The following is a 21,020-nucleotide window of genomic DNA, read 5'->3' on the forward strand; positions in this document are numbered from 1 at the left end:
CAATCCGCGTCCGGCGACCCGCGCCCGTGCCGCCGCGGCCGGAACGCCGGGCCGCCGTTGCAGGCGGTCGTCCCGCGTCGTTGCCGGCGGACCGCTCAGCGCCAGCCGGCGTCGCGCGCCTCGCGCTCCTGGGCGGCGTCGAGCGGCTCGCCGTCGATGCGCGCGTCCAGCTCCGCCAGCACGATCTCCGGCAACGCGGTCGAGGCCTGGCGCAGGCCTTCGCCCCCGACCGGCGGCACCGACACCACCACCGGCACCTGCCATCGGCCGTCGGGCGCGCGGCAGGCCAGGCCGGCCAGGTCGCGCTCGCCGCCAACGCGGAACGCGCGGCAGAACGCGCCGTCGCGATCGCGGAAACTCAGGCCGATGCGCAGGCCGTCGCCGGTTTCGGCGCCCAGCCGCGACTGCAGCGACTCCGCCAGCACGCCGTCCGCGACCAGGCGTCCCGATTCGGACGCCAGCGGACCGGCAGGCGGCGCCATCACCAGCCGCGAAACCGCGACGCCCAGCACCAGCGCCGCCGCCATCGCCGTCCATTCCGGCAGCGCCCAGCGCCGGCGCGCGGGGCGCGGCAGCGGATGCACCGTGGCCCCGCCCCTGGGCGCGGAAACAGGCGCGGGCACGGTCGCGGCGGCCGCGGCGGTGGCGGTCGAACCGGCACCGCGCGCCAGCGCCAGCAGGTGCGCCGGCACCGGCTCGTCGAGCATCGGGTCGAAAGCGTCGCGCAGCTGCGCCCGCAGCCGGCGCGCCTGCGCCACGGCCTCCGCCACGGCTGGGTCGGCGGCGATCGCGGCCTCGACGAGGGCCGTCCCGGCGGGATCGAGCTCGCCGTCGACGTAGGCGAAGATGCGCTCGTCGCCCGGCTTCATGCGCCCACCCCGGCGGCACCGCCCAGCAGCTGCTGCAGCGCCTCGCGGCCGCGCGCGAGGCGGCTGGTCAGCGTGCCGATCGGCACCGCCATCGCCTCCGCGGCCTCGCGGTAGGACAAGCCTTCGATCAGTACCAGTGCAATGGCCATGCGTTGTTCCTCCGGCAGGCGGGCCAGTGCGGACTGCACCGACATCGCCAGGTCCTGGCCCTCGAACGGCGACTCGCCGACCAGGGCCCCCTGTTCCTCGGGCGCGAACACGCGCTGCCCGCGCTGTCGCGACCGCACTTCGTCGATCCAGGCGTTGCGGACGATGCCGAACACCCACGCGTCGAGCCGCGCGTCCGGCCGCCATTGCGCGGAGCGGGCCAGCGCACGCTCCAGCGCCACCTGCACCAGGTCGTCGGCGTCGGCCGGATCCCGCGCCAGGGTCCGGGCGAAGCGCCTCAGGCGCGGCAGCAGGGCACACAGTTCCTGGTTGAAATCCATGGCGGTTACGGTGACCGTCCCTCTTGCCTACGCGCCGGAGGGCGTATTTATTCCCGCCCCGGCTGAACGGGATGCGACGGGATGCTAGCACCGCCCCGGATGATTCCGGCCCGTCCCGGCGTAGGCTGTAGGCATGAGGCGATCACTTTCCCTGATGCTGTTGCTTGCGGCCGCGCCGGTCGCGAGTGCGCTCGGCCTGCCCGTACCGCTGCCGCGGCTGCCGGTGGATCTGCCGCCCCCGGTGCAGGGAACCCTCGACCTGGCCGGCAGCGAACTGCGCGCCGTGCGTGAACGCGCCCTACTGCGCGAGCACCGGCGCTGGCTCGAAGCCGACCCGCGCGGCGCCCCCGCGATCCGCAGCGAAGTCGTGGCGATCGCGCCGACGGAGGCCGCGCTTGGGCGCGCCCGCGACGCCGGGTTCCGGATCGTGCGCGAGTCGGTGCTGGCGCCGCTGGACCTGCGCATCGTGGTGCTGCGCGCACCGGAGGGCCTGCGCGTGCGCAGCGCGCTGCGGCGGCTGGCGAAGCTCGATCCCGAGGGCCGCTACGACTACAACCACGTGTACCTGGGATCGGGCGCGACCGCGTCGGACTCGGCGGCGACGACGGTCCTCGCGCCCGCCGGGGACGGCGCGCCGCCCCGCGTCGGACTGGTGGACAGCGGCGTGGACGCCTCGCACCCCACGCTCGCCGGCGTGGACGTAAGGCGCTGGGGCTGCGGCGACCGCGCGCTTCCCGACGCACACGGCACGGCGGTGGCGTCGCTGCTGGCCGGCGATGCGCGGGGCCGCGCGCGCGGCGGCCAACTGTTCGCCGCCGACATCTACTGCGGCGAGCCGACCGGCGGCGCGGTCACGACGCTCGCCGAGGCCATGGCCTGGCTGGCGCGCGAGAAGGTGGCCGTGGTCAACGTCAGCCTGGTCGGCCCGCCGAACCAGCTGCTGGCGCAGCTGGTGGACGGCATGCAGCGGCGCGGCCACGTGCTGGTGGCCGCGGTGGGCAATGATGGTCCCTCGGCGCCGCCCCTGTTCCCCGCGGCCTACCCCGGGGTGATCGGCGTGACCGCGGTGGATCCGCGCGACCGGCTGCTGCCCGAGGCGATGCGCGGCGACGCCGTGGATTTCGCCGCGCCCGGCAGCGAACTCTGGGCGGCGCGCAGCGGCGGTGGGCAGGCGCGCGTGCGCGGCACCTCGTTCGCCGCGCCGCTGGTGGCGCGGCTGGCCGCGCGCGAGCTTGTACTCCCCACGCCCGGTGCGGCGGATCGCGTGGTGCGCCGCCTCGAGGGACAGGCGCGCGACCTCGGCCCCCGCGGGCACGATGCGCGCTTCGGGCGCGGCCTGCTGTCCGGGGACGCCCGCGCGGCCTGGGCCGCGCCGATGAACGAAGATTGAATGCGGCCCTCGCCGCGGGAAGAAAGCGGTACCCCGGCGCGTAGGACACCTTGAAGCCGCAGATGAGCTGCGGCGTTCCCAAGGAGACCGCCATGAACCACAAACTGCTCGCTTCCGCCGTCCTCGCCGCCCTGCTCTCCGCCAGCCCGATGCTGCAGGCGCAGTCGCTGGTGGGTGGCGCCGCCGGCAGCCTGCGCGGCACCGTCGGCGCCGGCCCGGGCTCGCTGGGCAACCTCGGTGCCCGCGAAACCCTCAACGGCGCCCGCGGTGAACTGCGCGGCACCCTGGCCGAGCGCCGCGCCGCCGCGCGCGAACTGCGCGAGCAGCAGCGTGCCGCCGCGGCCGCCGCCGAACTGGCCGGCGAAGCCACCGGCCGCGCCGACGCCAATGCCGGTGCACTCGGCAGCGCGGGGGCGCTGACCGGTTCGCTGGCGGGCGATACCGCCGGCCAGATGCGTGCGAACGAGGCCATGGCCTCGCTGTCGGGCGCGGGCGAACTGACCGGTGCCGCCTCGGGTGAACTGCCGCGCGCGGAGCTGCCGGAGATGCCGTCTTCGTCGGACCTGCCGTCCACGCCGGACCTGCCGTCGGGTTCCGACCTGCCGGCGACGCCGGGCGCGCCGGCCCTTCCCACCGGCGCCGAAGCCACCGCGGCGGTCGAAGGCGCGGCCAACGGCGCGGTGTCGCTGACCCGCCAGGCGCCGCCCGCCGTCGAGCCCGGTCCGACCGAGGGCGGCGACGGCAACGACGGTGCGACGCCGGCTCCGGCGCCGCGCGCCGAAGCCCGCGGCCAGGCCGATGCCTCGGCCAATGCCTCGGCCTCGCGCCGCGGCGCCTCGGTGGACGCGTCGGCCTCGGCGCGCGGCGAGGCCGGCGTTCGCCGCTGATCGCCGGTCCGCGGTAACGGGAGGCGGGCGCCGCGGGGCGCCCGCCTTTTTTTCTCACCTGCGCCGACGCGACCGGACAAGCGCGAATGCATCGGCTACGCTCGAACCGCCTTCCACTTCGTGGGCGAGCGGGAACATGCAGACGCGCGCAAGGCCTGCCGTTGGCGGGCACCTCCGGTCACCCGGACCCCGCGCCATCATGGCCGGGTGGGCGCTCGCGTTGCTCTGGCTCGCGCTCGCGCTGGCCCCGCCGGTGTCCGCCGCGACGCCCGCGGCCTTCGGCGACCTGCTGTCGCAGGCGGATGCGCTGCGCAGCGCGGACCCCGCCCGGTTCGAAGTCCTGCTCGCCCGCCTCACCGAACGCGTGCACGAAGCCACGCCCGCCCAGCGGGAACTGCTCGACTACCTCAAGGCCTACCGGCTCGGCTACACGGGCCGCTTCGACCTGGCCATCGAAGCCGGCACCCGCCTGTTCGAGACCTCGTCCGATCCCGCCATCAAGGTCCGCGCCGGCGGCCTGGTGGTCAGCAGCCGCGCGGTGACGCGCGAGTTCGTCGAGGGCCTGGTGTTCCTGGACAAGGTGCTGGCCCTGGTGGAGCAGGTCGACGACGCCGAAGTGCGCCACCACGCCTGGGCCGCCGCGGGCGTGATCCACAACCAGGTCGGGCAGTACGCGCAGGCGGTGCACTACGTGGAGCTGCTGCAGGCCGATGGCGTCCAGGGTCGCACGCGCTGCTTCACCGGCGTGCTGCGGCTGGAATCGCTGGGCTTCCTCGACGCCGCGCCGGAAGATCCGGCCGAATTCCAGTCGGTCATCGACTACTGCCTGTCGCAGGGCGAAACCATGCTGGCCAATTTCGGCCGCGTGCACCTGGCGGCCAAGCTGGCGGCCGATGGCCAGGTGCCGGTGGCGGTCTCGCTGCTGGAGTCGCGGCTCGGCGAGATCGAGGCCACCGGCTATCCGCGCCTGCTCGGCGAGGTGCACGCGCGGCTGGCGCGGCTCAAGCTCTCGCTGGGCTGGCGCGAAGCCGCCGACGCGCACGCCCTGCGCGCGGTCGCCAACTCCAGCGGCATCGCCAACACGCAGGTGCTGGTGCAGGCGCATGAGGTGCTGTACGAAAACGCGCTGGCGCGCGGCGATGCGGCCGCGACCCTGCAGCACTACCGCCAGTACGCCCAAGCCGAGCGCGCCTGGCTCGACCAGGTCAAGGCGCGCGAGCTGGCCTACCAGATGGCCCGGCACGAATCGCTGCAGAAGTCGCAGACCATCGAACTGCTCAACCGCCAGAACGACGTGCTGCGGCTCGAGCAGCAGGTGGCGGCGAAGACCGCGGAGGCCAACCGCCTGCTGATCGGCCTGCTGGCGCTGCTGGCCGCGTCGGTCTTCTACTGGGCCTACAAGGTCAAGCGGATGCAGGTCTCGCTGCGGACGATGGCGCAGACCGATGCCCTCACCGGCGTCAGCAACCGGCACCACTTCACGCAGACGGCCGAGGCGCTGCTCGAGGCCTGCCGGCGCGGCGGCACGGATGCCGGGCTCGTGATGCTCGACCTGGACCACTTCAAGGCGATCAACGACCAGTACGGCCACGCCGCCGGCGACTGGGCCCTGCGCCAGGTGGCCGAAGCCTGCCAGGCCGCCTGCCCGCCCGACGGGCGGGTGGGCCGGCTGGGCGGCGAGGAATTCGCACTGCTGGTGGTGAACCAGGATCTCGCCAGCGTGGTCGGCCTGGCGCGCGAGTGCCGCAAGCGCATCGCGTCCATCGATGCGCGCGGCGCGGGCCATGCCTTCGCCCTCACCGCCAGCTTCGGCGTGGCCGGCAGCCGCAGTGGCGGGCACGACTTCGATGGACTGCTGGCGCGGGCCGACGATGCGCTGTACCGCGCCAAGCGCGAAGGACGCGACCGCGTCTGCGTGCACATGCCGGGCAGCCACGCCGACGCGCCATCCCCCGCCAGCCGCTGACGGCACGCGCCCTGGGGAAATCCTTTCCCGCAGCCGCCGGCCGCGATGGCCAGGCGAATCCGTGCGCGGCGTTGGATTCCATGCAGCCCGCGTTCATCCCGGCGGCGTGACCCACCGCACGGAACGAACGAGAACTGTGAAGCAGTCGCGGAACGGAATGTGAGCAAGCGCTGGAAACCCCCGAAAACGTGCGCGAAATCCCACAGCTTGCAAGTGTGAGCCGCTGCGCATCCACGCGGTTTTCACTTTCCTAGACTGCGTTCCAAGGAACCACCGCACCCCTCGGCGCGTGGTCCTAAAGTCGGGAAGAAGGCACATGCGCAAGCACCTCGGTCTCCTGCTCCTCGCCCTCGTCGCCGCCGCCGGCAACGTCGAGGCCAGCTCGCAGTTCTCGGCCCAGCCGGCCGGCGGCCACGCCTCCTCTTCGCCCACCCGCGCCAGCGCCGCGGTCAACTTCCGCATCGTCATCCGCGAGTCGATCAGCCTCGGCGGCCAGCAGCAGAAGTCCCGCCCGGACGCGCCGCCGATGATCCAGTCGGTGAGCTTCGAGAACGGCCGCGAAGTGGTGACGCTCGCCCGCCCCTGAGTCCCGGCGCGGCCGCGCTTGCGGCCCGCCCCCGCCAGCGGCTTGAATGGACCGTCACCACGCGGTCCCCGCCATGGCCTCCTTCCTGCTCGAAACCCCGCGGCTGCGCCTCACCGAACTGGCCGAAGACGACGCCGGCTTCGCGCTGGCGCTGCTCAACACCGAGGGTTTCCTGCGCCACATCGGCGACCGCGGCGTGCGCCGCTTGGACGAGGCCCGGCGCTACCTGCGCGAAGGCCCGCTGGCGAGCTACGCCGAACACGGCTTCGGCCTGTGGAAAGTGACCCGCAAGGCCGACGGCGTCGCGGTCGGCATGAGCGGGCTGGTCCGGCGCGACAGCCTGCCGCGACCCGACCTCGGCTATGCCTTCCTGCCCGACTACACCGGGCAGGGCCTGGCCAGCGAGGCCGGCGCGGCGGTGCTGGCGCACGCCTTCGGCACGCTGCGGCTGCCGCAGGTGCTGGCGATCGTCAGCCCGGGCAACGAGGCGTCCGTGCGCGTGCTGGCAAAGCTGGGAATGCGCGAATGGGGCCTGCGCGACTTCGAGGGCGAAACGCTGCGGGTGTTCACCCGCGAGGCCGAGCCGGCGCCGGAATGAGAACGGGGCGGGCCGCTTGCGCGACCCGCCCCGTGTTTTCTCGCCCCGCGGCAGCCTTGCGGCGCCGCGACGGCGCGGCGATCAGGCCGCGGCGTCCTTGAGCTTCTTGAGCGGGCGCACCTTCACCTTGACGGTGGCCGGCTTGGCGGCGAACCACTGCTCTTCCTTGGTGAACGGGTTGATGCCCTTGCGCTTCGGCTTGGCCGGCACGTTGACGACCGAGATCTTCAGCAGGCCCGGCAGGGTGAACGAACCCGCGCCCTTCTTGCTGACCGAACCGTGCACCGCGCCTTCCAGCGCGCCCATCACGGCGCGGACGTCCTTCGCGGCGACGCCGGTGGACTCGGCGATGTGCGAGACCAGGCCCGACTTGGTCAGGGCTTCCTTGATCGGCTTCGGGGCGGACGGCTTGGCAGCGGCCTTCGGGGCAGCCTTCTTCTTTGCAGCTTTCTTGGTAGCCATTTTTGTTTGTTCCCGTGGTTCTTGGGTGGTTGGGGTGCCTGGAAATCCCTCCGGCACCGCGAATGTAGGGCAAGTCCGGCGCGCCGCCAAGTGCAAAACCGCAAAAAAACGGCTTTTTTCGCGGCCGGCAAAAAAAAGCGGCGAACCCGGAGAGCAGGGTTCGCCGCGGGAAGCCCAGGGGGGGGGCGGCTTCCTCAAGTCATGGCCCCGGCAGCACCCGGGGCCACCACGGGACTCAGGCCGCCTTGGCCTTCTTCAGCGCACGCATCTGGTCGTGCATCTGCTGCACCTCGGGCAGGTGGCGGGCGGCGAGCTCGCGCACGCGCACCGGCTGTCCGGCGTCGAGGGCGTCGCGGAAGGCCTCGAGGACGCGGTCCTCCTGCTCTTCGAGCGTGGCGATGTAGGCGGCGTCGGAATCCTTCTTAAGGCTCGCCTTGAGGTCGGCATAGCCCTTGCGGATGCTGCCCAGCCAGGTGCCGTCCTGGTCCGGCTCCACGCCCTGGTGGGCGATCTCGGACTTCAGGTCGGCGGCGATGCGGCCCTTGAGCGCGGCCATGCGCTGGAACAGCTCGCGATAGCCGGGGTGGGACGTCTCCTTGGCGGCATGCTGGTGGAAGTCGATGCCGTCGTTGAGGGCTTCGACCAGGTGGTTGAGCGTCTTGGCAGTCTTGTTCATTGCGAATTCTCCTTGGGGGGATGGCTGGCGCCGCAACGACGCCGGCCAGGGTGGGCGGCACGAGGCCGCCCGGGGGTGGAACACGGATCAGCCGTCGATGGCGTCGGCGGTGCGCTCGGCGGCCTTCAGTTCGGCATCGGCCACGGCGATGGCGGCCTCGTACTCGGCCTTGGCGGCGGCGTCGCAGGCGTCGCGGTCCTGGCCACTCAGCGCATCGCAGCGCTGCTGGGCGACGTCCAGCGCGCCCTTGGCGCGCGTGACCGCCACCTCGTGGCGCGCCTCCGCGGTGTCCTCGGTGGCTTCGGCCTGCGCGCCGGCGACGTCGTCGCCCTCGGCCCAGGCCTCGTTGACGTCCTGGTTGGCTTCCGCCGTGACGTCGGCGGCGTCGCTGCGCGCCTCGCCCAGGTCCTCGGCCGCTTCGGCACGGGCCTCGGCGACGTCCTCCTGGGTCTCGGCCGGGTTTTCCTGGCAGGCCGACAGCGCCAGGGCGATGGCGAACGGCAGGGCGACTCGGGTGAACTTGTTCATGTGCTTGCTCCATGTGGGGGGGAATCCGGCGCAGCCACCGGGGGGCCGTGGCGCCGTCATGGAAGAAGGGAGCAAGCACCGTGCCAACGGCGCGAAGCGCGCGGGGATGGGCTTTGGCGCGGGTGGCGCGCCCTGCATCCGCGCAATCTGCACGATCGTCGCGACGGGATCCTGCAAGCTGCACGTCGCGCGCTTCGCGATCCGCCGCGCCGTGCGCGCGGCCGCGCGTGTCATTCCACCCGCGGCAACTCGAGGGTGAAGCAGGCGCCACCGCCTTCGCGATCGTCGTACCAGAGGTCGCCGCCCATCGCGCGCGCCTTCTGCTTCGCCAACGCCAGGCCGAGGCCGGTGGACGACTCGCCGCCGGTCGGCTGGCTCGACAGCGTGGCATAGCGCCGGAACAGCGAGGCCTGCTCATCGGCGCCGATGCCGGGCCCGCGGTCCATCACCCGGAAGCGCGCACGATGCTCGCGCCCGGCGGCGGCCAGCGTCACCACGCTGCCGGGCGGCGCGTACTTCACCGCGTTCGACACCAGGTTCTGCAGCACGTGCAGCAGCGCCAGGCGCTGGCCGCGGGCGAACAGCGTGCGGTCGGCGTCGAACTCGAAGCGCATGCCCTTGGCGCGCGCCGAGTCGGCCAGCGCGTCCGCGGCCTGCTGCAGCAGCGGGCCCGCGGGCAGCGGCTCGACGGCGATGCCGCGGGCCTCGTCGGCGGCCTGGTCCAGCACCGCCTGCAGGAACATCAGGCCCGACTGCGAGGCCTCGCGCAGCGTCGCGAGGGGCCGGGCGCGCGCCGGCGGGTCGTCCGGCGACACCAGCATGTCGGCGGAGAACAGGATGTTGGTGAAGTGGTTGCGCAGGTCGTGGGCGATCAGCTCCAGGCTCTCCTGCCGCTCCACCGCCAGCGCCGCCAGCCGGTCGCGCGCCAGCTTGAGCGAGGCGTGGGTGCGCACCCGCGCCAGCAGCTCCTCGGGCACGAAGGGCTTGGTGATGTAGTCCACCGCGCCGGCGGAGAAGGCGCGCACGAGCGACTCGCGCTCGTGGTCGGCGGTGAGCAGGATCACCGGGATGGTGCGCGTGGCTTCGTCGGCCTGCAGCCGCGCGAGGACGTCGAAGCCGTCCATGCCGGGCATGCGCATGTCGAGCAGCACCAGGTCGGGCCGCAGGTCCGCCAGGCGGTCGATGGCCTCCGCCCCGCCCAGGCAGGGCGCCACGTCGAAGCCTTCGCGGGCCAGCAGGCTGCCGACGGCGCGCACGTTGGGCTCCTGGTCGTCGACCACCATCACCAGCGGGCTGCGTTCGGCATCAGTCATGGCGCGGCTCCGCGGCGCGGGGGCAGGTTTCCAGCAGGCGCTTGACCGCCGGCAGGTCGAAGGTGGCGGCGGCCTCGGTCAGCGCGGCGCCGTGGCGGGCCAGGCGCGGCCAGTCCAGCGTCGTCGCGAGCTCGGACATGCGCGCCGCGGCCGCCTCGACCTCGCGCATGCGCAGGTGGCGGCGGACCTGGGGAAGGTCGGCGTGCAGGGCTTCCAGCGCCTGCAGCGCGGCCGCATCGGGCGCGCGCGGCGTGCTGTCGTCGGCGGGTTCAACGACGGCTTCCGGGGCGGACGCAACGCCCGCCGGCGCATCGGGATCCGGTGCCGCCGGGAAATGCCGCGCCAGCGCCTCGAACAGCTCGGCCTTGGTGTACGGCTTGCGCACGTAGCCATCGAAGCGCGCGCGCACCCACTCCTCGTCCTCGTTCATGCTCGAGGCCGTGACCGCGATCACCGGGATGTCGTCGTGCTGCTGCGAGGCGCGGATGCGCTGCAGCGCCTGGTCGCCGGACAGCCGCGGCATGCGCAGGTCCATCAGCACCACGTCCGGCGCCGCGGTGCGCACCTGTTCGACGGCGGCCAGGCCGTCCACCGCCTGGCGCACGCGGTGGTGGCTGCCGCCGAGGTAGGCCGCCACCAGCTCGCGGTTCCACGCCACGTCGTCCACCACCAGCACCTCGAGCGGCGGCAGGCGGTCGAAATCGACGCGCAACCCGGCCACGGGCTGCTGGCTGACGCTCTCGTGGCTGATCGCCCGCTCGGGGATCTCGAACACGAACAGCGAGCCCTCGCCCACCGTGCTGTCCACGCGCAGCGTGCCGCCCATCAGGTCCACCAGGCGACGCGCGATGCTCAGGCCCAGGCCGGTGCCCTCCCGGCTGCGGCCGTCCACGCTGTCGCCCTGCTCGAACGGCTCGAAGATCTGGCCCAACTGGTGCGCGGGGATGCCGGTGCCGGTGTCGGCCACCTCGATGCGCAGGTCGCAGTGGCCATCCTTCGGGCAGGGGTGGCAGGCCAGGCGCACGATCACGCCACCGTGCTCGGTGTACTTCACCGCGTTCGACACCAGGTTGATCAGCACCTGCCGGACCCGCACCGGGTCAACCACCAGCGGCAGGTCGGCCTGGCCGTCGTACTCCGCGGTGAGGCGGATGCCCTTGTCGGCAGCGGCCTGGCGGAACATGGTCAGGGTCTGGTCGACGATCTCGCGCAGGTCGGTCGGCTCGTCGCGCAGGTCCATCTTGCCGGCCTCCATCTTCGAGAGGTCGAGCACGTCGTTGATCAGCGACAGCAGGGCCTGGCCGCTCTTGCGGATCGAGTCCACCCAGGCCACCTGCTTCGGGTCGCTGATGTCCTCGGCCAGCAGGTTGGTGAAGCCGAAGATGGCGTTCATCGGCGTGCGGATCTCGTGGCTCATGCTGGCCAGGAAGATGGATTTGTCCTGGCTCGAGCGCCGCGCCTGCTCGGCCTGCATCTCGGCGCGGAACGCCTCGGCGGCCTTGCGCTGCATGCGGCGGGTGGCGGCGTAACCCACCAGGCCGGCGAACAGGGCCAGCAGGCTGGCGGTCACCACCGTGGCCCAGTTCTGCTGCAGCATCTGGTTGCGCTGCTGGTTGCGCGCCGCGAGCAGCGTGGCCTCTTCGGCGTTCATTTCCACGATCACCTGGCGCATCTCGGCCAGCAGGCGCGCGCCCTGCCCGCTGCGCACCCGCTCTTCCATCGCGGCGAGGGCGCCGGTCATGCCGCGGTTGGCATCGCTGCGCAGCTGCTGGGTGGTGGCGCTGTATTCGCTGCGGGCGAGATGCATCGCCTGCAGCCGGGTCAGCAGTTCCACCTGCCGCGGGTTGTCGCTGACGTGGCCGGACAGGCCGGCGAACGACTCGTTCAAGGACTGCAGCACCAGCCGGTACTCGAGCTGGAAATCCGGCTTGCCGGTCAGCACGTAGCGCAGGTGGTGCGATTCGCTGTCGCCGAGCAGGCCCCAGACCCGGCCGATGTCGTTCATCACCTGCTGGGAATGGCTGGCGGCCTCCACCGAGGCCTGCATCGCGTCCGTGGCGCGCAGCGACAGGTAGGACGTGCCGGCGAGCACCAGCACCGAGGCCAGCAGCAGGCCGTTGAACACGCGGTAGCGAAACGTGGCCGGACGGTTCGGCATGGAGTCCCCCGGGGCCCGCGGCAGCGGGCGAAGCGATTGCAGTCGTCAGTTCATCAGCCACAGCGTGCCGTTGAGCACCAGCGCGAAGCTCACCCAGGCCACCAGCGGCACCTGCAGCGTACCGGCCAGCGGGCGCACGCGGCCGAAGGCCAGCGTCATCCACAGCACGGCGCCCCACAGCAGCACGATGTCCACGAAGGCCGAGGCCGGCGAACGCAGCCCGAAGAACAGCGGCGTCCAGGCCAGGTTGAGCACCGCCTGCACGCCGAAGGCCAGCCAGGCCTGCGGACGCGCGGCCTCCGCGGCCGGGCCGGGTTCGCGCGACACCAGCCAGACCCCGGTGCCCAGCAGCGCGTACAGCAGCGTCCACACCGGACCGAACAGCCACGCGGGCGGGTGCCAGGTGGGCTTGGCCAGGGCGTCGTACCAGGCGCCCGGGCTGAACAGCACGCCGACGCTGGCCCCCGCCGCCACCACCACCACGACCCAGCACAGCCAGGCGATGCCGTCGCGCAGGCGCACCGGGGGACGCGCCGGCGGCAGGCCGGGGGCGGCGTGGCGTGGGATGGAAGCCGGGTTTCGCACGAGCATTCTCCGTCGGTTCGGCGGCGTCAGAGGCCGTAGGCCTTGCGCTTGCGGTAAAGGGTGGAGCCGTCGATGCCCAGGGTGCGGGCGGCGGCGTCCAGGGTTTCGCTGGCGGCGATCACCGCCTCGATGTGGGATCGCTCCAGCGCCTCGAGCGTCACCGGGGCACCCACCGCGGGCGCATGCGGCGAAGCGTCGGCCGGGCCATGGCCCAGCGAGAGGTGCTGCGGCCCGATCTCCTCGTCATTGCACAGGATCACGGCGCGCTCGATCACGTTCTGCAGTTCGCGCACGTTGCCGGGCCAGGCGTAGGCCTGCATCGCCGCCATCGCGGCCGGCGAGATGCGCGCCGCCGGCAGGTGGTAGGCGCCGGCATAGCGGCGCAGGAAACCCTCGGCGAGGTCGGCCAGGTCCTCGCGGCGGTCGCGCAGCGGCGGCAGCACCAGGCTGATCACGTTCAGGCGGTACAGCAGGTCGAGGCGGAAGGTGTTGTCGCGCACCATCGCGTCGAGGTCGCGGTTGGTGGCCGAGACCAGGCGCACGTCGGCGTGGCGCGTGGTCGGGTCGCCGATGCGCTCGTATTGCTTGTCCTGCACGAAGCGCAGCAGCTTGGGCTGAAGCGCCAGCGGGAAGTCGCCGACCTCGTCCAGGAACAGCGTGCCGCCATCGGCCAGGCTGACGCGGCCCTGGGTGCTCTGGGTGGCACCGGTGAAGGACCCCTTGGCGTGGCCGAACAGCTCGCTTTCGAGCAGCTCGGCCGACAGCGAGGGGCAGTTCACGGTCGACATCGCGGCGCTGGCGCGATCGCTCCAGTCGTGGATGGCATTGGCGAGCACGCCCTTGCCGGTGCCGCTTTCGCCCAGCAGCAGCACGTTGGCATCGGTGCGCGCGACCTGGCGCGCCATCGCCAGCACCTGGGCCATGGCCGGGCTCTTGCTGGACAGCGCGTTGCCCGGGGTGGCCGGGCCCTGCTGCAGGCGGTCGATGCGGTTGAGCAGGTCGAGGGTGTCGAGCTGGCGCGCCACCGCCACCCGCAGCTGCGCCGGCGAGCAGGGCTTGACCAGGTAGTCGGCGGCACCGTCGCTGATCGCGCGCATGGCGTCGTCCACCTGCGAGTGCGCCGTGACCATGATCACGCGCATGCGCGGCGCCAGCTCGCGCAGTCGCGGCAGCGCATCCATGCCGGAATCGGCACCCAGGTTGCGGTCGAGCAGGCAGACGTGGAAAGGCTGGGTGGCGGCCAGCGCCAGGCCCTCCTGCAGGCGGGTGCTGGTGCTGACGCGATAGCCGGCGCCCTCCAGGCACAGCCTGAAGTTCTCCAGCAGGGTGGGATCGTCGTCGATCGCCAGGATGCGGCCTTTCGGGGCGGCCGGGGTATCGGGCACGGGAAGCTCCGGTTGAGTGTAAAAACTTCAGCAAGGGCTGTGCCAAGCCGTCCGGGGCGCGTGGCAACGCGGTTTCCAGCCGTGCGCCGCCCCGGGACCCTTGCATTCTGCAATACGCCTTCCGGGCTGGCCATGCAACTTGCAAGCCGTGCCCGGCCTCGGGCCGACCCGTTATCATGGCGCCCCCACGGCCCACGCCTTCGTCCGGACCCCGCCATGAGCAACACGCCTCCCGACCGCCTCAGCATCAACCCGCGCAGCCCCTTCTTCGACGAGGCCGTCCTCGAGCGGGGCATCGGCGTGCGCTTCAAAGGCATCGAGCGCACCAACGTCGAGGAGTACTGCATCAGCGAGGGCTGGGTTCGGCTGCCGGTGGGCAAGTCGCTCGACCGCCACGGCAACGCCATGACCCTCAAGACCAGCGGCGAAGTGGAAGTCTGGTTCCTCGACCAGGAAAAGTGATCCGCCGCACGATCCTGCGCATCGGCGGCTGAACGCCGGCGCGGGATCCGCGGAATCCGGCAGCCCGTCGCGGAATCCGCGATCCACGAGGCGCAAAGTCTCCCCACGGGACACCGGGGCCACGCGCCCCTCCGACGCGGCCCTTGCCGCGACGAGCACGATGCGTGCCCCGGAACGGAGGCCCGCATGCGCCTGGTTCCGCAACTCATCGTCCGCCTCGGCGGTGACATCCGGCTCGCCATGATCCTGCTGTTCGGCGCGCTGACGGTGGTGTCGGTCATTCCCTTCGCCATCTTCCGCGCCCTGCAGGGCGACTGGGTGGCGGCCGCGGTGGACACGCTGATGGTGCTGACCATGGTCGGCAACGCCAGCTTCGCCTGGATGACCGGGCGCACCGTGCTGGCGGGCTCGATCAACGCCGTGGTGGTGTCGGCCACCTGCGCGGTGCTGCCGGGCGTGCTGGGCATGGCCGGGCTGTTCTGGATCTACACGGTGCTGCTGGCGAACTTCATGCTGGCGCCGCGCTGGCTGGCGGTGTCCTGCGGCCTGCTGATCCTGGTCGGCGCCCTGATGACCGCGCCCTTCCCCCATGCGATGGCGGCGACCGCCTTCGTGGTCAGCACGGCGCTGGTGATGCTCTACGCCTTCATCTTCGCCTCGCTGACCGAGTACCAGCGCCAGCGCCTGGTCGGCCTGGCCACGCGCGACCCGCTGACCGGCGTCGCCAACCGCCGCAGCATGGAGGTCGAGCTGGCCGACGTGCTGCGCTCGCACCAGGAACAGGCCCAGCCGGCGGCGCTGGCGGTGGTGGACCTGGATCACTTCAAGCGCATCAACGACCTGCACGGCCACGATGCCGGCGACCGGGTGCTGCAGGCGTTCGCGCAGCTGGTGGAGCACTGCATCCGCAAGCGCGACCGGTTGTTCCGGTTCGGCGGCGAGGAGTTCGTGCTGCTGTTCCCCGCCACCGACCGCGAGGGCGCCCGCGCGGCGCTGGAGAAGGTGCAGCGCGAGCTGCGCGAGAACCTCATGGGCCCGGACGGCCCGGTCACCGTATCGATCGGCGCCGCGCTGCTCGCGCCGGGCGATGACTGGCCGGCCTGGCTGGCGCGCGCCGACCAGGCGCTGTACCTGGCCAAGCGCAGCGGCCGCGACCAGGTGCGCTTCGACGACCCGCGCCCCTCGCCGGGCGAGCGCCGCCTGCACCTGGTGATGCCCGGCAGCGGCTGATCAGCAGGGCGTGCCGCGGGCGATGCGGCGGGTCTCCACCACCGGCAGCGCCTGCAGCCCGTCGGGCGCGGGCACGTTGGTCGGCCGGTAGTTCGACGGGGCGTGGGCGAGGCGGTCGAGCACCGAGCGGTGCAGGCATTCGCCGTGTGCACGAAACTGGCCCACCGGCCGCTGGACCGCGCCCATGGCCTTGTACGCGATGGTCATCGAGTCGTTGAGGTTGGCGTTGAAACAGGGCCGGAACCAGGCCAGGTAGTCGTCGTCGAACTGCAGTCCCAGGCCCTCGGCCTTCTCGACGATCCAGTGCAGGGCTTCGTTGGCCAGGCCGTCCGGGTTGTAGCTGCCGCCGACGTTGCTGTGCACGCCCGCGAACCAGGCCTGCTCGAGCACGCCGTTCCAGCCCGCCGGTTTCTCCCACGGGTTGACCTTGAAGGGCTTGCGGCGCTCGTCGATGGCCATGGCGTGGTAGGCGTTCTGGATCTGCGGCACCAGCGAGATGTCGTGGTACTGGTATTTCTTGCCGTTGAAGACCTGGCCGAGCAGGCCGGGCGCACCCAGCGCGCCCACCGTGTCCCAGACGCCGACCATGCGGATCGGCGGCGCCGGCAGCGCGTCCTTCACCTTGCGGAAGGCGTGCGCCCACTCGGCGCTGTCCTTGCCGTGCTGGCTTTCGTAGCAGCCGTAGATTTCGGGCACGTAATAATCGTCGTCCTTGCGAAGCAATCCCACCTGGTTCATGAAGCCAGCCAGCGTGCGCACGGTGAAGGCGCCGCGGCTGAAGCCGAACAGGTAGATCTCGTCGCCCGGCACGTAGTTGTAGACGATGAACCGGTAGATGTTGCGGATGGTGTCCTCGATGCCCTTGCCGAAGGCACCGCCGGTGAACTTGTCCATGCCGCCTTCGGTGCCGACGCCGTCGAAGTAACCCACCACCTGGTCGACGCCGCGGTCGTCGCGCGAGCGCACGGCGCGGGCCAGCTTGGTGACGTTGGTGGGGCGGCGCTTGCCGGTCTTCTCGTCCACCTGGTCGCGCAGGTTCCAGGTGCCGTCGGCGCAGATCACGAGTCGTTTCATCGAAGGCCTCCGGGCCGGATCAGTCGATCACCACGCGCAGGCCTTCGCCCGGCGCGCCGTATTCGGTGCGGTAGCCGAACTGCCGGCGGCGGTCCGCGCCGGCCCAGTCGCGGTTGTGGTCGGATTCGCAGTTGAAGCAGATCACCACGTCGTCGCCGGCGCGATGCACGACCAGGCGGGCCAGGGCCTCGGGGTCCGGGTGGCCGAAGCGGGCGCCGGTGGTGGACACCAGGTAGCGCTGCGCGGGGAAGGCCTCGAGCATCGGCACCGACAGGTTCTTGGCGCTGCCGTGGTGCGGCAGCTTGAAGGCGTCGACCGGCTGCGGTTCACCCGCGAAGGGCTCGCGCGCCAGGCTTTCGAGCAGCACCGAGGGATGCGCGTCGGCGCCGAACAGCACGCGCTTGCCGTCGTACTCGGCCAGGAAGGCAATGCTGGAGCCGTTGGCCGGTGTCTTGTCCTCCTTGAACGGCACCTGCGCCAGCAGCTCGACGTCGTCGCCGAGGAAGCCACCGCCGAGGACGGTTTCCTCGCGCGCGTAAGCCTTGCCGGGCACCAACCCCTCCTCGACGATCACCTTCTCCCACTCCTTCTTCAAGGCCTGCATCTTCTCCCACGTCGGCGACAGCACCGTCAGCGCCATGCCGGCGAAGCGGAAGGTCCGCAGCTTGCCCTGGCGCGGCACCATCACCGCACGGTGGCCGAATTTTCGGTTCCAAGGCCAGCCGCCGCGACGGATCAGCTCGCTGAGCTGTTCGCCCTGGTCGGGCCCCATCAGGCCATCGATCTCGTCGGAAAGATGGAAGTAGCCGTTGAACCAGATCTCCTTGATGCGCACGACCGAGGGCTCGAGCTCGTCGAGGAAGCGCAGCGAGGCGCCGATGTGGTCGTCGTCGACGTGGGTAACCACGAACAGCTCGAACACGCATTCCCCCTCGGCGTCCACCACGGCCTGGATGCGCGGCAGCAGGTGCTTTTCGTAGGTGGCGGCCGGTCCGGTGTCGATCAGGATGCGCTTTGGCCGCGCCGGATCGCCGTACTCGATCCAGAGGCAGTCGCCGTGGGCGGCGTCGAGCATGTCGATGGTGAACATCGGTGGGGCTCCGTCGAGGGTCAGAGGCGCCAGGCGCTGTGGCCGTAGGCGACGAGGGTGAAGGCCATGCCGTGCCCGTCCGCCAGCAGCGAGCGCTTCACGGCGAGCATGGCCTCGTCGAAGCGCTGCGCGGCGTGCGCCGGCGCGCCGGTGGCCTGCATCAGCCGCGTCGCCAGCAGCGCCGCTTGGGTCGAGTGGATCACCGACAGCGTGCCGACCACGATCGGCGCACCGCTGCGCACGAAGCGGCCCACGGTGCCCATGAAATCGATCTCGGCGACGGACGTGCCGCAGCCCAGCAGCAGCACCAGCGGGCCCGGCCGGGCCAGCGCGGGCGCGCGCACGTGCAGCGGCTCGATGTTGTCGGCGTCCAGGTAGAGATTGGAAATCTCCAGCGACGGGATGGCGGGATCGATGGTCGACTTGCCGGTGTGCGGGAGCAGCACCAGCAGGTCCGGCAGGGTGTCGGCGATGCGTTCCTCCCAAGCCCGCCACGACTCCACGCGCGTGAGCTTGGGCACCAGCTTGCCGAGCGTGGCCGGCACGCCCGTGGGCCCGTCCATTTCGGCCTGGGCGATCTGGCTGGCGGCCAGCAGCGCGGAGGTGAAGGGCCCGATGCGCTCCTCGCCTGGCGTCGGGACCGAGAGCCGGTGCCGGCTGTCGCCGTGGGCTTGCCGCTCGATGCATTTGCTCATGCCCCAGAACGCCGCCGGGCAAACATGGTCGCGGCTGTCGCGGTGCGGGCAGCCGGCGTGTACCGCTTCGCCGCCCGGCGCCAGCGCGGCCGCCGCATTCGGGCACAGCGTGGCCTCGGGCAGCGGCGAGCGCCCGGAGTACAGGAATTCGACGGGGAAGAAGGCCTCGGCGATGGCTTCGACCACCTGCACGCGGGCGGCCGTGGCCATCTCGCCGAGCGGATAGTGCGCCTGGAGCAGGCCGAGGATGCTCGCGCCGTGCTTGGCCAGCAGGCGCATCAGCTTCAGGTTGGCGTCGCTGCCGAGCGCCGCGTCCTCGTCGCCCACCGAGACCACCACGTTGGCGGCCACCGCCTTGCGCAGCGACTGCAGCGAGGCCTTCATGCCTTCGGGCTCGTCGAAGCTGACCGCGCCGCCGGCAACGGTGGTGATGCCCGACACGCCGGCCGGGCTGTCGTTGATGACGAAGGCGATGTCGGCCGGCGTGCCCGCGCTGGCGCTGGCGAATCCGGGGACGTAGCGGTTTTCCTCGCGCAGCGCGCAGGCGCCGGCCGCATCGGCGGTCATCAGCAAGGTCTGCAGCACGCGGTTCTCGTGCAGCACCAGCAGGCGGGCGCGGAAGTCGGCGGGTTGCGCGCCGCAGCGCAGGTCGAACTCCGCGGCGGTGCTGTCGCCCGCGCGCGGCAGGTGGATCACGGCCGATGCCGGCGGCGGCAGCGTGCGCTGGCCGGCACCATCGCGCGCAGGCGAGAGCGGCACCCAGGCCAGCGTGAGGTCGTGGCCCTCGGGTTGGTCGGGCAGCCGGGTTTCATCCAGCGCGACGTTGGCGCGCACCTGCGGGCCGCCGCGGTCGGCGCCGATGTGCACGCGCACGCGGTAGTCGGTGTCGGGCACCAGCCGCACCGGCGCGGCATCGGGCGCGTCGGCCGCGGCCTCGCGCAGGACCAGCGCCTGCACGTAGCGCGGATCGCGCGGCGGTGCGTCGGGTGACGCGCCGTGGGGATCGGCGGCGGTGGCGGGCGGCGACATCGGCGGGCCGTCGTCGGGCGGCGGCGCCGCCATCGGCAGGTCGTCCGGTGGCGGCATCACCGGCGGCGCGGCGCCCGAAAGGGGCGGCGGCGGCGCCAGGTCGTCCGGCGGGGGCGACATCGCGAAGCCGTCGTCGGCCGGCATCGGCGCGGGCGCGCGCATCGCCGGCGGCGCCACCGGGGCCGCGGTGTCGATCCGCCCGAGCGCTCCCTCGAGGGCACGGCGCACGCGCACCAGGCTGCGGGCATCGCCGCCTTCGTTGGTCCAGCCCAGGGAAGGCAGCTGCGACTTCAGCGCGCGGCCGATCTGCCGCACGCGCGCCAGGCGGGTATCGAGGCCAAGGTTGCCGAGCACGTCCTGCGCCAGCACCACCGTCGCCTCCTTCGGCGCGTCCTGCAGCCGCGCCGCCAGGCGGCCGGCGGCGTCGGCAATGAAGGTGCCGGCGATGAAGCCCGGATCGGCGTGCAGCAGCGGCGCCGGGAAATCGCCGATCGCGGGATCGCCCTGTTCCTGTCGCCGGGCGTCCGCGCGCCGGGCCGTGAACAGGGAGGCCGGCAGGCCGCGATTGTGGGAGAGCTCGCGCACCAGCGCCTGGAACCAGGCCTGCTCGTCGCCCGCCGCCACCGCGCACAGGCCGATCGCGCCGGCGTGGTAGCGCGACGCCAGGGCGGCGATGCCTTCCTTCAGGCGCGCTTCGTCGCCGTCGGACCCGCCGAGCAACAGCACGGCGTCGGCGACGGTGCGGGCGCCGGGCACCGCGCCCAGCGCGGCCCGCAGGTCGCCGCGACAGAGCAGGAGGTCGACGATGCGATCGTCGTGGCCGACGGGCTCGACCTTGAAAAGTTCGCCGTAACGCGCGCCGGCGAGCCGCTGCCACAGCGCCGCGTCGTCGCGCGGCACGCCGATCCGTAGCGGCCACTCCCAGAGGCTGGCGCCCGGTGCCGCGACCTCGAACCAGGCGTCGGAGACTTCGGGCAACGCGCACAGGGCCTGCACCAGCGCCGCCGGCGACACGCCGCGCGCCGCGCCCGACAGCGCCACCGACCGCGGGCCCGGCGCGCAGACCCGCCGGCACCAGGCCGCAAGCCCGGACAGCACGCGGGCGCGCACCGGCGGCAGCTCCAGCATCGCGCCGATGCGCCGGACACCCGGCAGCGAGACGGACAGCGCGGGCGCCGAGGCGGCCCGATCCAGCGCCTTCGCCAACGCGGCCTCGTCGGCGCTGCCCTCGAGCAGCGACTGCAGCGCGCGCGGCGCCGCACCGGCCACCAGCACGAACCGCGCTTGCTGCACCGCATCGAAACCGGCCAGCGCCGCACCGAAAACCTCGAACCGCATGCCCATCCCCCGCGCCGTCGTACCCGGAGTTACGAGTCGCGGGCCCTGCACAGGCCATGCGGGAAAAGCCGGGACGCGGCGCCAGAATCGAAGTTCTTTCCGAATCAGTCGGTTGCCGGCTGACCGGGTAAGCATTGCTAACTGCCGCCACCGCGGCGGCGGGCCCGGAAGGCCTGTTTCAAGCAGTGATCGCGTTGGCAGGAGTGGTTCC

Annotated in this window: 19 protein-coding genes; 7 read left to right on the forward strand and 12 right to left on the reverse strand. The window is 72.4% G+C overall.

What is annotated here, in order from left to right; all coding sequences use genetic code 11:
- Positions 1-95 precede the first annotated feature (95 nt).
- A complete protein-coding gene (locus VFV21_RS01485) occupies positions 96-869 on the reverse strand; it encodes a hypothetical protein (protein ID WP_329667774.1) in 774 nt (257 codons plus the stop codon).
- Positions 866-1,357, reverse strand: coding sequence for a sigma-70 family RNA polymerase sigma factor (locus VFV21_RS01490; protein ID WP_329667775.1), 492 nt, complete (start codon positions 1,355-1,357; stop codon positions 866-868). The genes VFV21_RS01485 and VFV21_RS01490 overlap by 4 nt, the downstream gene beginning before the upstream one ends.
- Positions 1,358-1,490: 133 nt before the next feature.
- On the opposite strand from VFV21_RS01490, the gene VFV21_RS01495 reads away from it, so the two are divergent.
- The 5 genes from VFV21_RS01495 (at position 1,491) to VFV21_RS01515 (ending at position 6,784) form a co-directional block, all read left to right on the forward strand.
- The gene (locus tag VFV21_RS01495) at positions 1,491-2,747 is read left to right on the forward strand and encodes a S8 family serine peptidase (protein WP_329667776.1); all 1,257 of its coding nucleotides are present in this window, start codon (positions 1,491-1,493) and stop codon (positions 2,745-2,747) included.
- Positions 2,748-2,839: 92 nt separating this feature from the next.
- Entirely contained in the window at positions 2,840-3,634 is a 795-nt protein-coding gene (locus VFV21_RS01500) for a hypothetical protein (RefSeq protein ID WP_329667777.1), read from the forward strand.
- Positions 3,635-3,833: 199 nt separating this feature from the next.
- Positions 3,834-5,600, forward strand: a complete 1,767-nt coding sequence (locus tag VFV21_RS01505) for a GGDEF domain-containing protein (RefSeq protein WP_329667778.1) — start codon at positions 3,834-3,836, stop codon at positions 5,598-5,600.
- Between the two features lie 316 nt (positions 5,601-5,916).
- Entirely contained in the window at positions 5,917-6,186 is a 270-nt protein-coding gene (locus VFV21_RS01510) for a hypothetical protein (RefSeq protein WP_034210072.1), read from the forward strand.
- 73 nt (positions 6,187-6,259) lie between these two features.
- On the forward strand, positions 6,260-6,784 hold the full coding sequence (locus VFV21_RS01515) for a GNAT family N-acetyltransferase (protein WP_329667779.1): 525 nt from the start codon (positions 6,260-6,262) through the stop codon (positions 6,782-6,784).
- A gap of 81 nt (positions 6,785-6,865) precedes the next feature.
- On the opposite strand, the gene VFV21_RS01520 is transcribed toward VFV21_RS01515, so the two are convergent.
- From VFV21_RS01520 to VFV21_RS01550, 7 genes are all read right to left on the reverse strand, one after another.
- On the reverse strand, positions 6,866-7,246 hold the full coding sequence (locus VFV21_RS01520) for an HU family DNA-binding protein (RefSeq protein WP_034210074.1): 381 nt from the start codon (positions 7,244-7,246) through the stop codon (positions 6,866-6,868).
- Between the two features lie 235 nt (positions 7,247-7,481).
- Positions 7,482-7,922, reverse strand: a complete 441-nt coding sequence (locus tag VFV21_RS01525; RefSeq protein WP_329667780.1) for a PA2169 family four-helix-bundle protein — start codon at positions 7,920-7,922, stop codon at positions 7,482-7,484.
- 87 nt (positions 7,923-8,009) lie between these two features.
- Positions 8,010-8,450 carry a hypothetical protein gene (locus tag VFV21_RS01530; RefSeq protein ID WP_052574999.1) on the reverse strand — a complete coding sequence of 147 codons (441 nt, stop codon included), beginning with the start codon at positions 8,448-8,450 and terminating at the stop codon, positions 8,010-8,012.
- Positions 8,451-8,680: 230 nt separating this feature from the next.
- On the reverse strand, positions 8,681-9,763 hold the full coding sequence (locus VFV21_RS01535) for a hybrid sensor histidine kinase/response regulator (protein ID WP_034210076.1): 1,083 nt from the start codon (positions 9,761-9,763) through the stop codon (positions 8,681-8,683).
- Positions 9,756-11,921, reverse strand: coding sequence for an ATP-binding protein (locus VFV21_RS01540; RefSeq protein ID WP_329667781.1), 2,166 nt, complete (start codon positions 11,919-11,921; stop codon positions 9,756-9,758). The genes VFV21_RS01535 and VFV21_RS01540 overlap by 8 nt, the downstream gene beginning before the upstream one ends.
- A gap of 45 nt (positions 11,922-11,966) precedes the next feature.
- The gene (locus VFV21_RS01545; protein ID WP_084590554.1) at positions 11,967-12,512 is read right to left on the reverse strand and encodes a TspO/MBR family protein; all 546 of its coding nucleotides are present in this window, start codon (positions 12,510-12,512) and stop codon (positions 11,967-11,969) included.
- A gap of 20 nt (positions 12,513-12,532) precedes the next feature.
- On the reverse strand, positions 12,533-13,891 hold the full coding sequence (locus VFV21_RS01550; protein WP_329667782.1) for a sigma-54 dependent transcriptional regulator: 1,359 nt from the start codon (positions 13,889-13,891) through the stop codon (positions 12,533-12,535).
- Positions 13,892-14,107: 216 nt separating this feature from the next.
- On the opposite strand from VFV21_RS01550, the gene VFV21_RS01555 reads away from it, so the two are divergent.
- Positions 14,108-14,353 (forward strand): DUF3297 family protein, encoded by a 246-nt coding sequence (locus VFV21_RS01555; protein WP_034210079.1) that lies wholly within the window; start codon positions 14,108-14,110, stop codon positions 14,351-14,353.
- 186 nt (positions 14,354-14,539) lie between these two features.
- Positions 14,540-15,583, forward strand: coding sequence for a GGDEF domain-containing protein (locus VFV21_RS01560; RefSeq protein ID WP_329667783.1), 1,044 nt, complete (start codon positions 14,540-14,542; stop codon positions 15,581-15,583).
- On the opposite strand, the gene VFV21_RS01565 is transcribed toward VFV21_RS01560, so the two are convergent.
- Genes VFV21_RS01565 through VFV21_RS01575 form a run of 3 tightly spaced genes read right to left on the reverse strand, consistent with a single transcriptional unit; the run spans position 15,584 to position 20,809 of the window.
- Positions 15,584-16,657, reverse strand: a complete 1,074-nt coding sequence (locus VFV21_RS01565; RefSeq protein ID WP_084590555.1) for a DUF2235 domain-containing protein — start codon at positions 16,655-16,657, stop codon at positions 15,584-15,586.
- 19 nt (positions 16,658-16,676) lie between these two features.
- Complete coding sequence (locus tag VFV21_RS01570) at positions 16,677-17,747, reverse strand: ComEC/Rec2 family competence protein (RefSeq protein ID WP_329667784.1); 1,071 nt, start codon at positions 17,745-17,747, stop codon at positions 16,677-16,679.
- 20 nt (positions 17,748-17,767) lie between these two features.
- The gene (locus VFV21_RS01575; RefSeq protein WP_329667785.1) at positions 17,768-20,809 is read right to left on the reverse strand and encodes a hypothetical protein; all 3,042 of its coding nucleotides are present in this window, start codon (positions 20,807-20,809) and stop codon (positions 17,768-17,770) included.
- Positions 20,810-21,020: the final 211 nt, after the last annotated feature.

The organism is Arenimonas sp., from assembly GCF_036275555.1.
In the GTDB taxonomy this organism is placed as follows: domain Bacteria; phylum Pseudomonadota; class Gammaproteobacteria; order Xanthomonadales; family Xanthomonadaceae; genus Arenimonas.

Excerpts from the sequence above, each read along its gene's own strand:
- VFV21_RS01485 (WP_329667774.1), bottom strand. The coding sequence starts at position 869 with ATGAAGCCGGGCGACGAGCGCATCTTCGCCTACGTCGACGGCGAGCTC.
- VFV21_RS01490 (WP_329667775.1), bottom strand. The coding sequence starts at position 1,357 with ATGGATTTCAACCAGGAACTGTGTGCCCTGCTGCCGCGCCTGAGGCGC.
- VFV21_RS01495 (WP_329667776.1), top strand. The coding sequence starts at position 1,491 with ATGAGGCGATCACTTTCCCTGATGCTGTTGCTTGCGGCCGCGCCGGTC.
- VFV21_RS01500 (WP_329667777.1), top strand. The coding sequence starts at position 2,840 with ATGAACCACAAACTGCTCGCTTCCGCCGTCCTCGCCGCCCTGCTCTCC.
- VFV21_RS01505 (WP_329667778.1), top strand. The coding sequence starts at position 3,834 with ATGGCCGGGTGGGCGCTCGCGTTGCTCTGGCTCGCGCTCGCGCTGGCC.
- VFV21_RS01510 (WP_034210072.1), top strand. The coding sequence starts at position 5,917 with ATGCGCAAGCACCTCGGTCTCCTGCTCCTCGCCCTCGTCGCCGCCGCC.
- VFV21_RS01515 (WP_329667779.1), top strand. The coding sequence starts at position 6,260 with ATGGCCTCCTTCCTGCTCGAAACCCCGCGGCTGCGCCTCACCGAACTG.
- VFV21_RS01520 (WP_034210074.1), bottom strand. The coding sequence starts at position 7,246 with ATGGCTACCAAGAAAGCTGCAAAGAAGAAGGCTGCCCCGAAGGCCGCT.
- VFV21_RS01525 (WP_329667780.1), bottom strand. The coding sequence starts at position 7,922 with ATGAACAAGACTGCCAAGACGCTCAACCACCTGGTCGAAGCCCTCAAC.
- VFV21_RS01530 (WP_052574999.1), bottom strand. The coding sequence starts at position 8,450 with ATGAACAAGTTCACCCGAGTCGCCCTGCCGTTCGCCATCGCCCTGGCG.
- VFV21_RS01535 (WP_034210076.1), bottom strand. The coding sequence starts at position 9,763 with ATGACTGATGCCGAACGCAGCCCGCTGGTGATGGTGGTCGACGACCAG.
- VFV21_RS01540 (WP_329667781.1), bottom strand. The coding sequence starts at position 11,921 with ATGCCGAACCGTCCGGCCACGTTTCGCTACCGCGTGTTCAACGGCCTG.
- VFV21_RS01545 (WP_084590554.1), bottom strand. The coding sequence starts at position 12,512 with ATGCTCGTGCGAAACCCGGCTTCCATCCCACGCCACGCCGCCCCCGGC.
- VFV21_RS01555 (WP_034210079.1), top strand. The coding sequence starts at position 14,108 with ATGAGCAACACGCCTCCCGACCGCCTCAGCATCAACCCGCGCAGCCCC.
- VFV21_RS01560 (WP_329667783.1), top strand. The coding sequence starts at position 14,540 with ATGCGCCTGGTTCCGCAACTCATCGTCCGCCTCGGCGGTGACATCCGG.
- VFV21_RS01565 (WP_084590555.1), bottom strand. The coding sequence starts at position 16,657 with ATGAAACGACTCGTGATCTGCGCCGACGGCACCTGGAACCTGCGCGAC.
- VFV21_RS01570 (WP_329667784.1), bottom strand. The coding sequence starts at position 17,747 with ATGTTCACCATCGACATGCTCGACGCCGCCCACGGCGACTGCCTCTGG.
- VFV21_RS01575 (WP_329667785.1), bottom strand. The coding sequence starts at position 20,809 with ATGCGGTTCGAGGTTTTCGGTGCGGCGCTGGCCGGTTTCGATGCGGTG.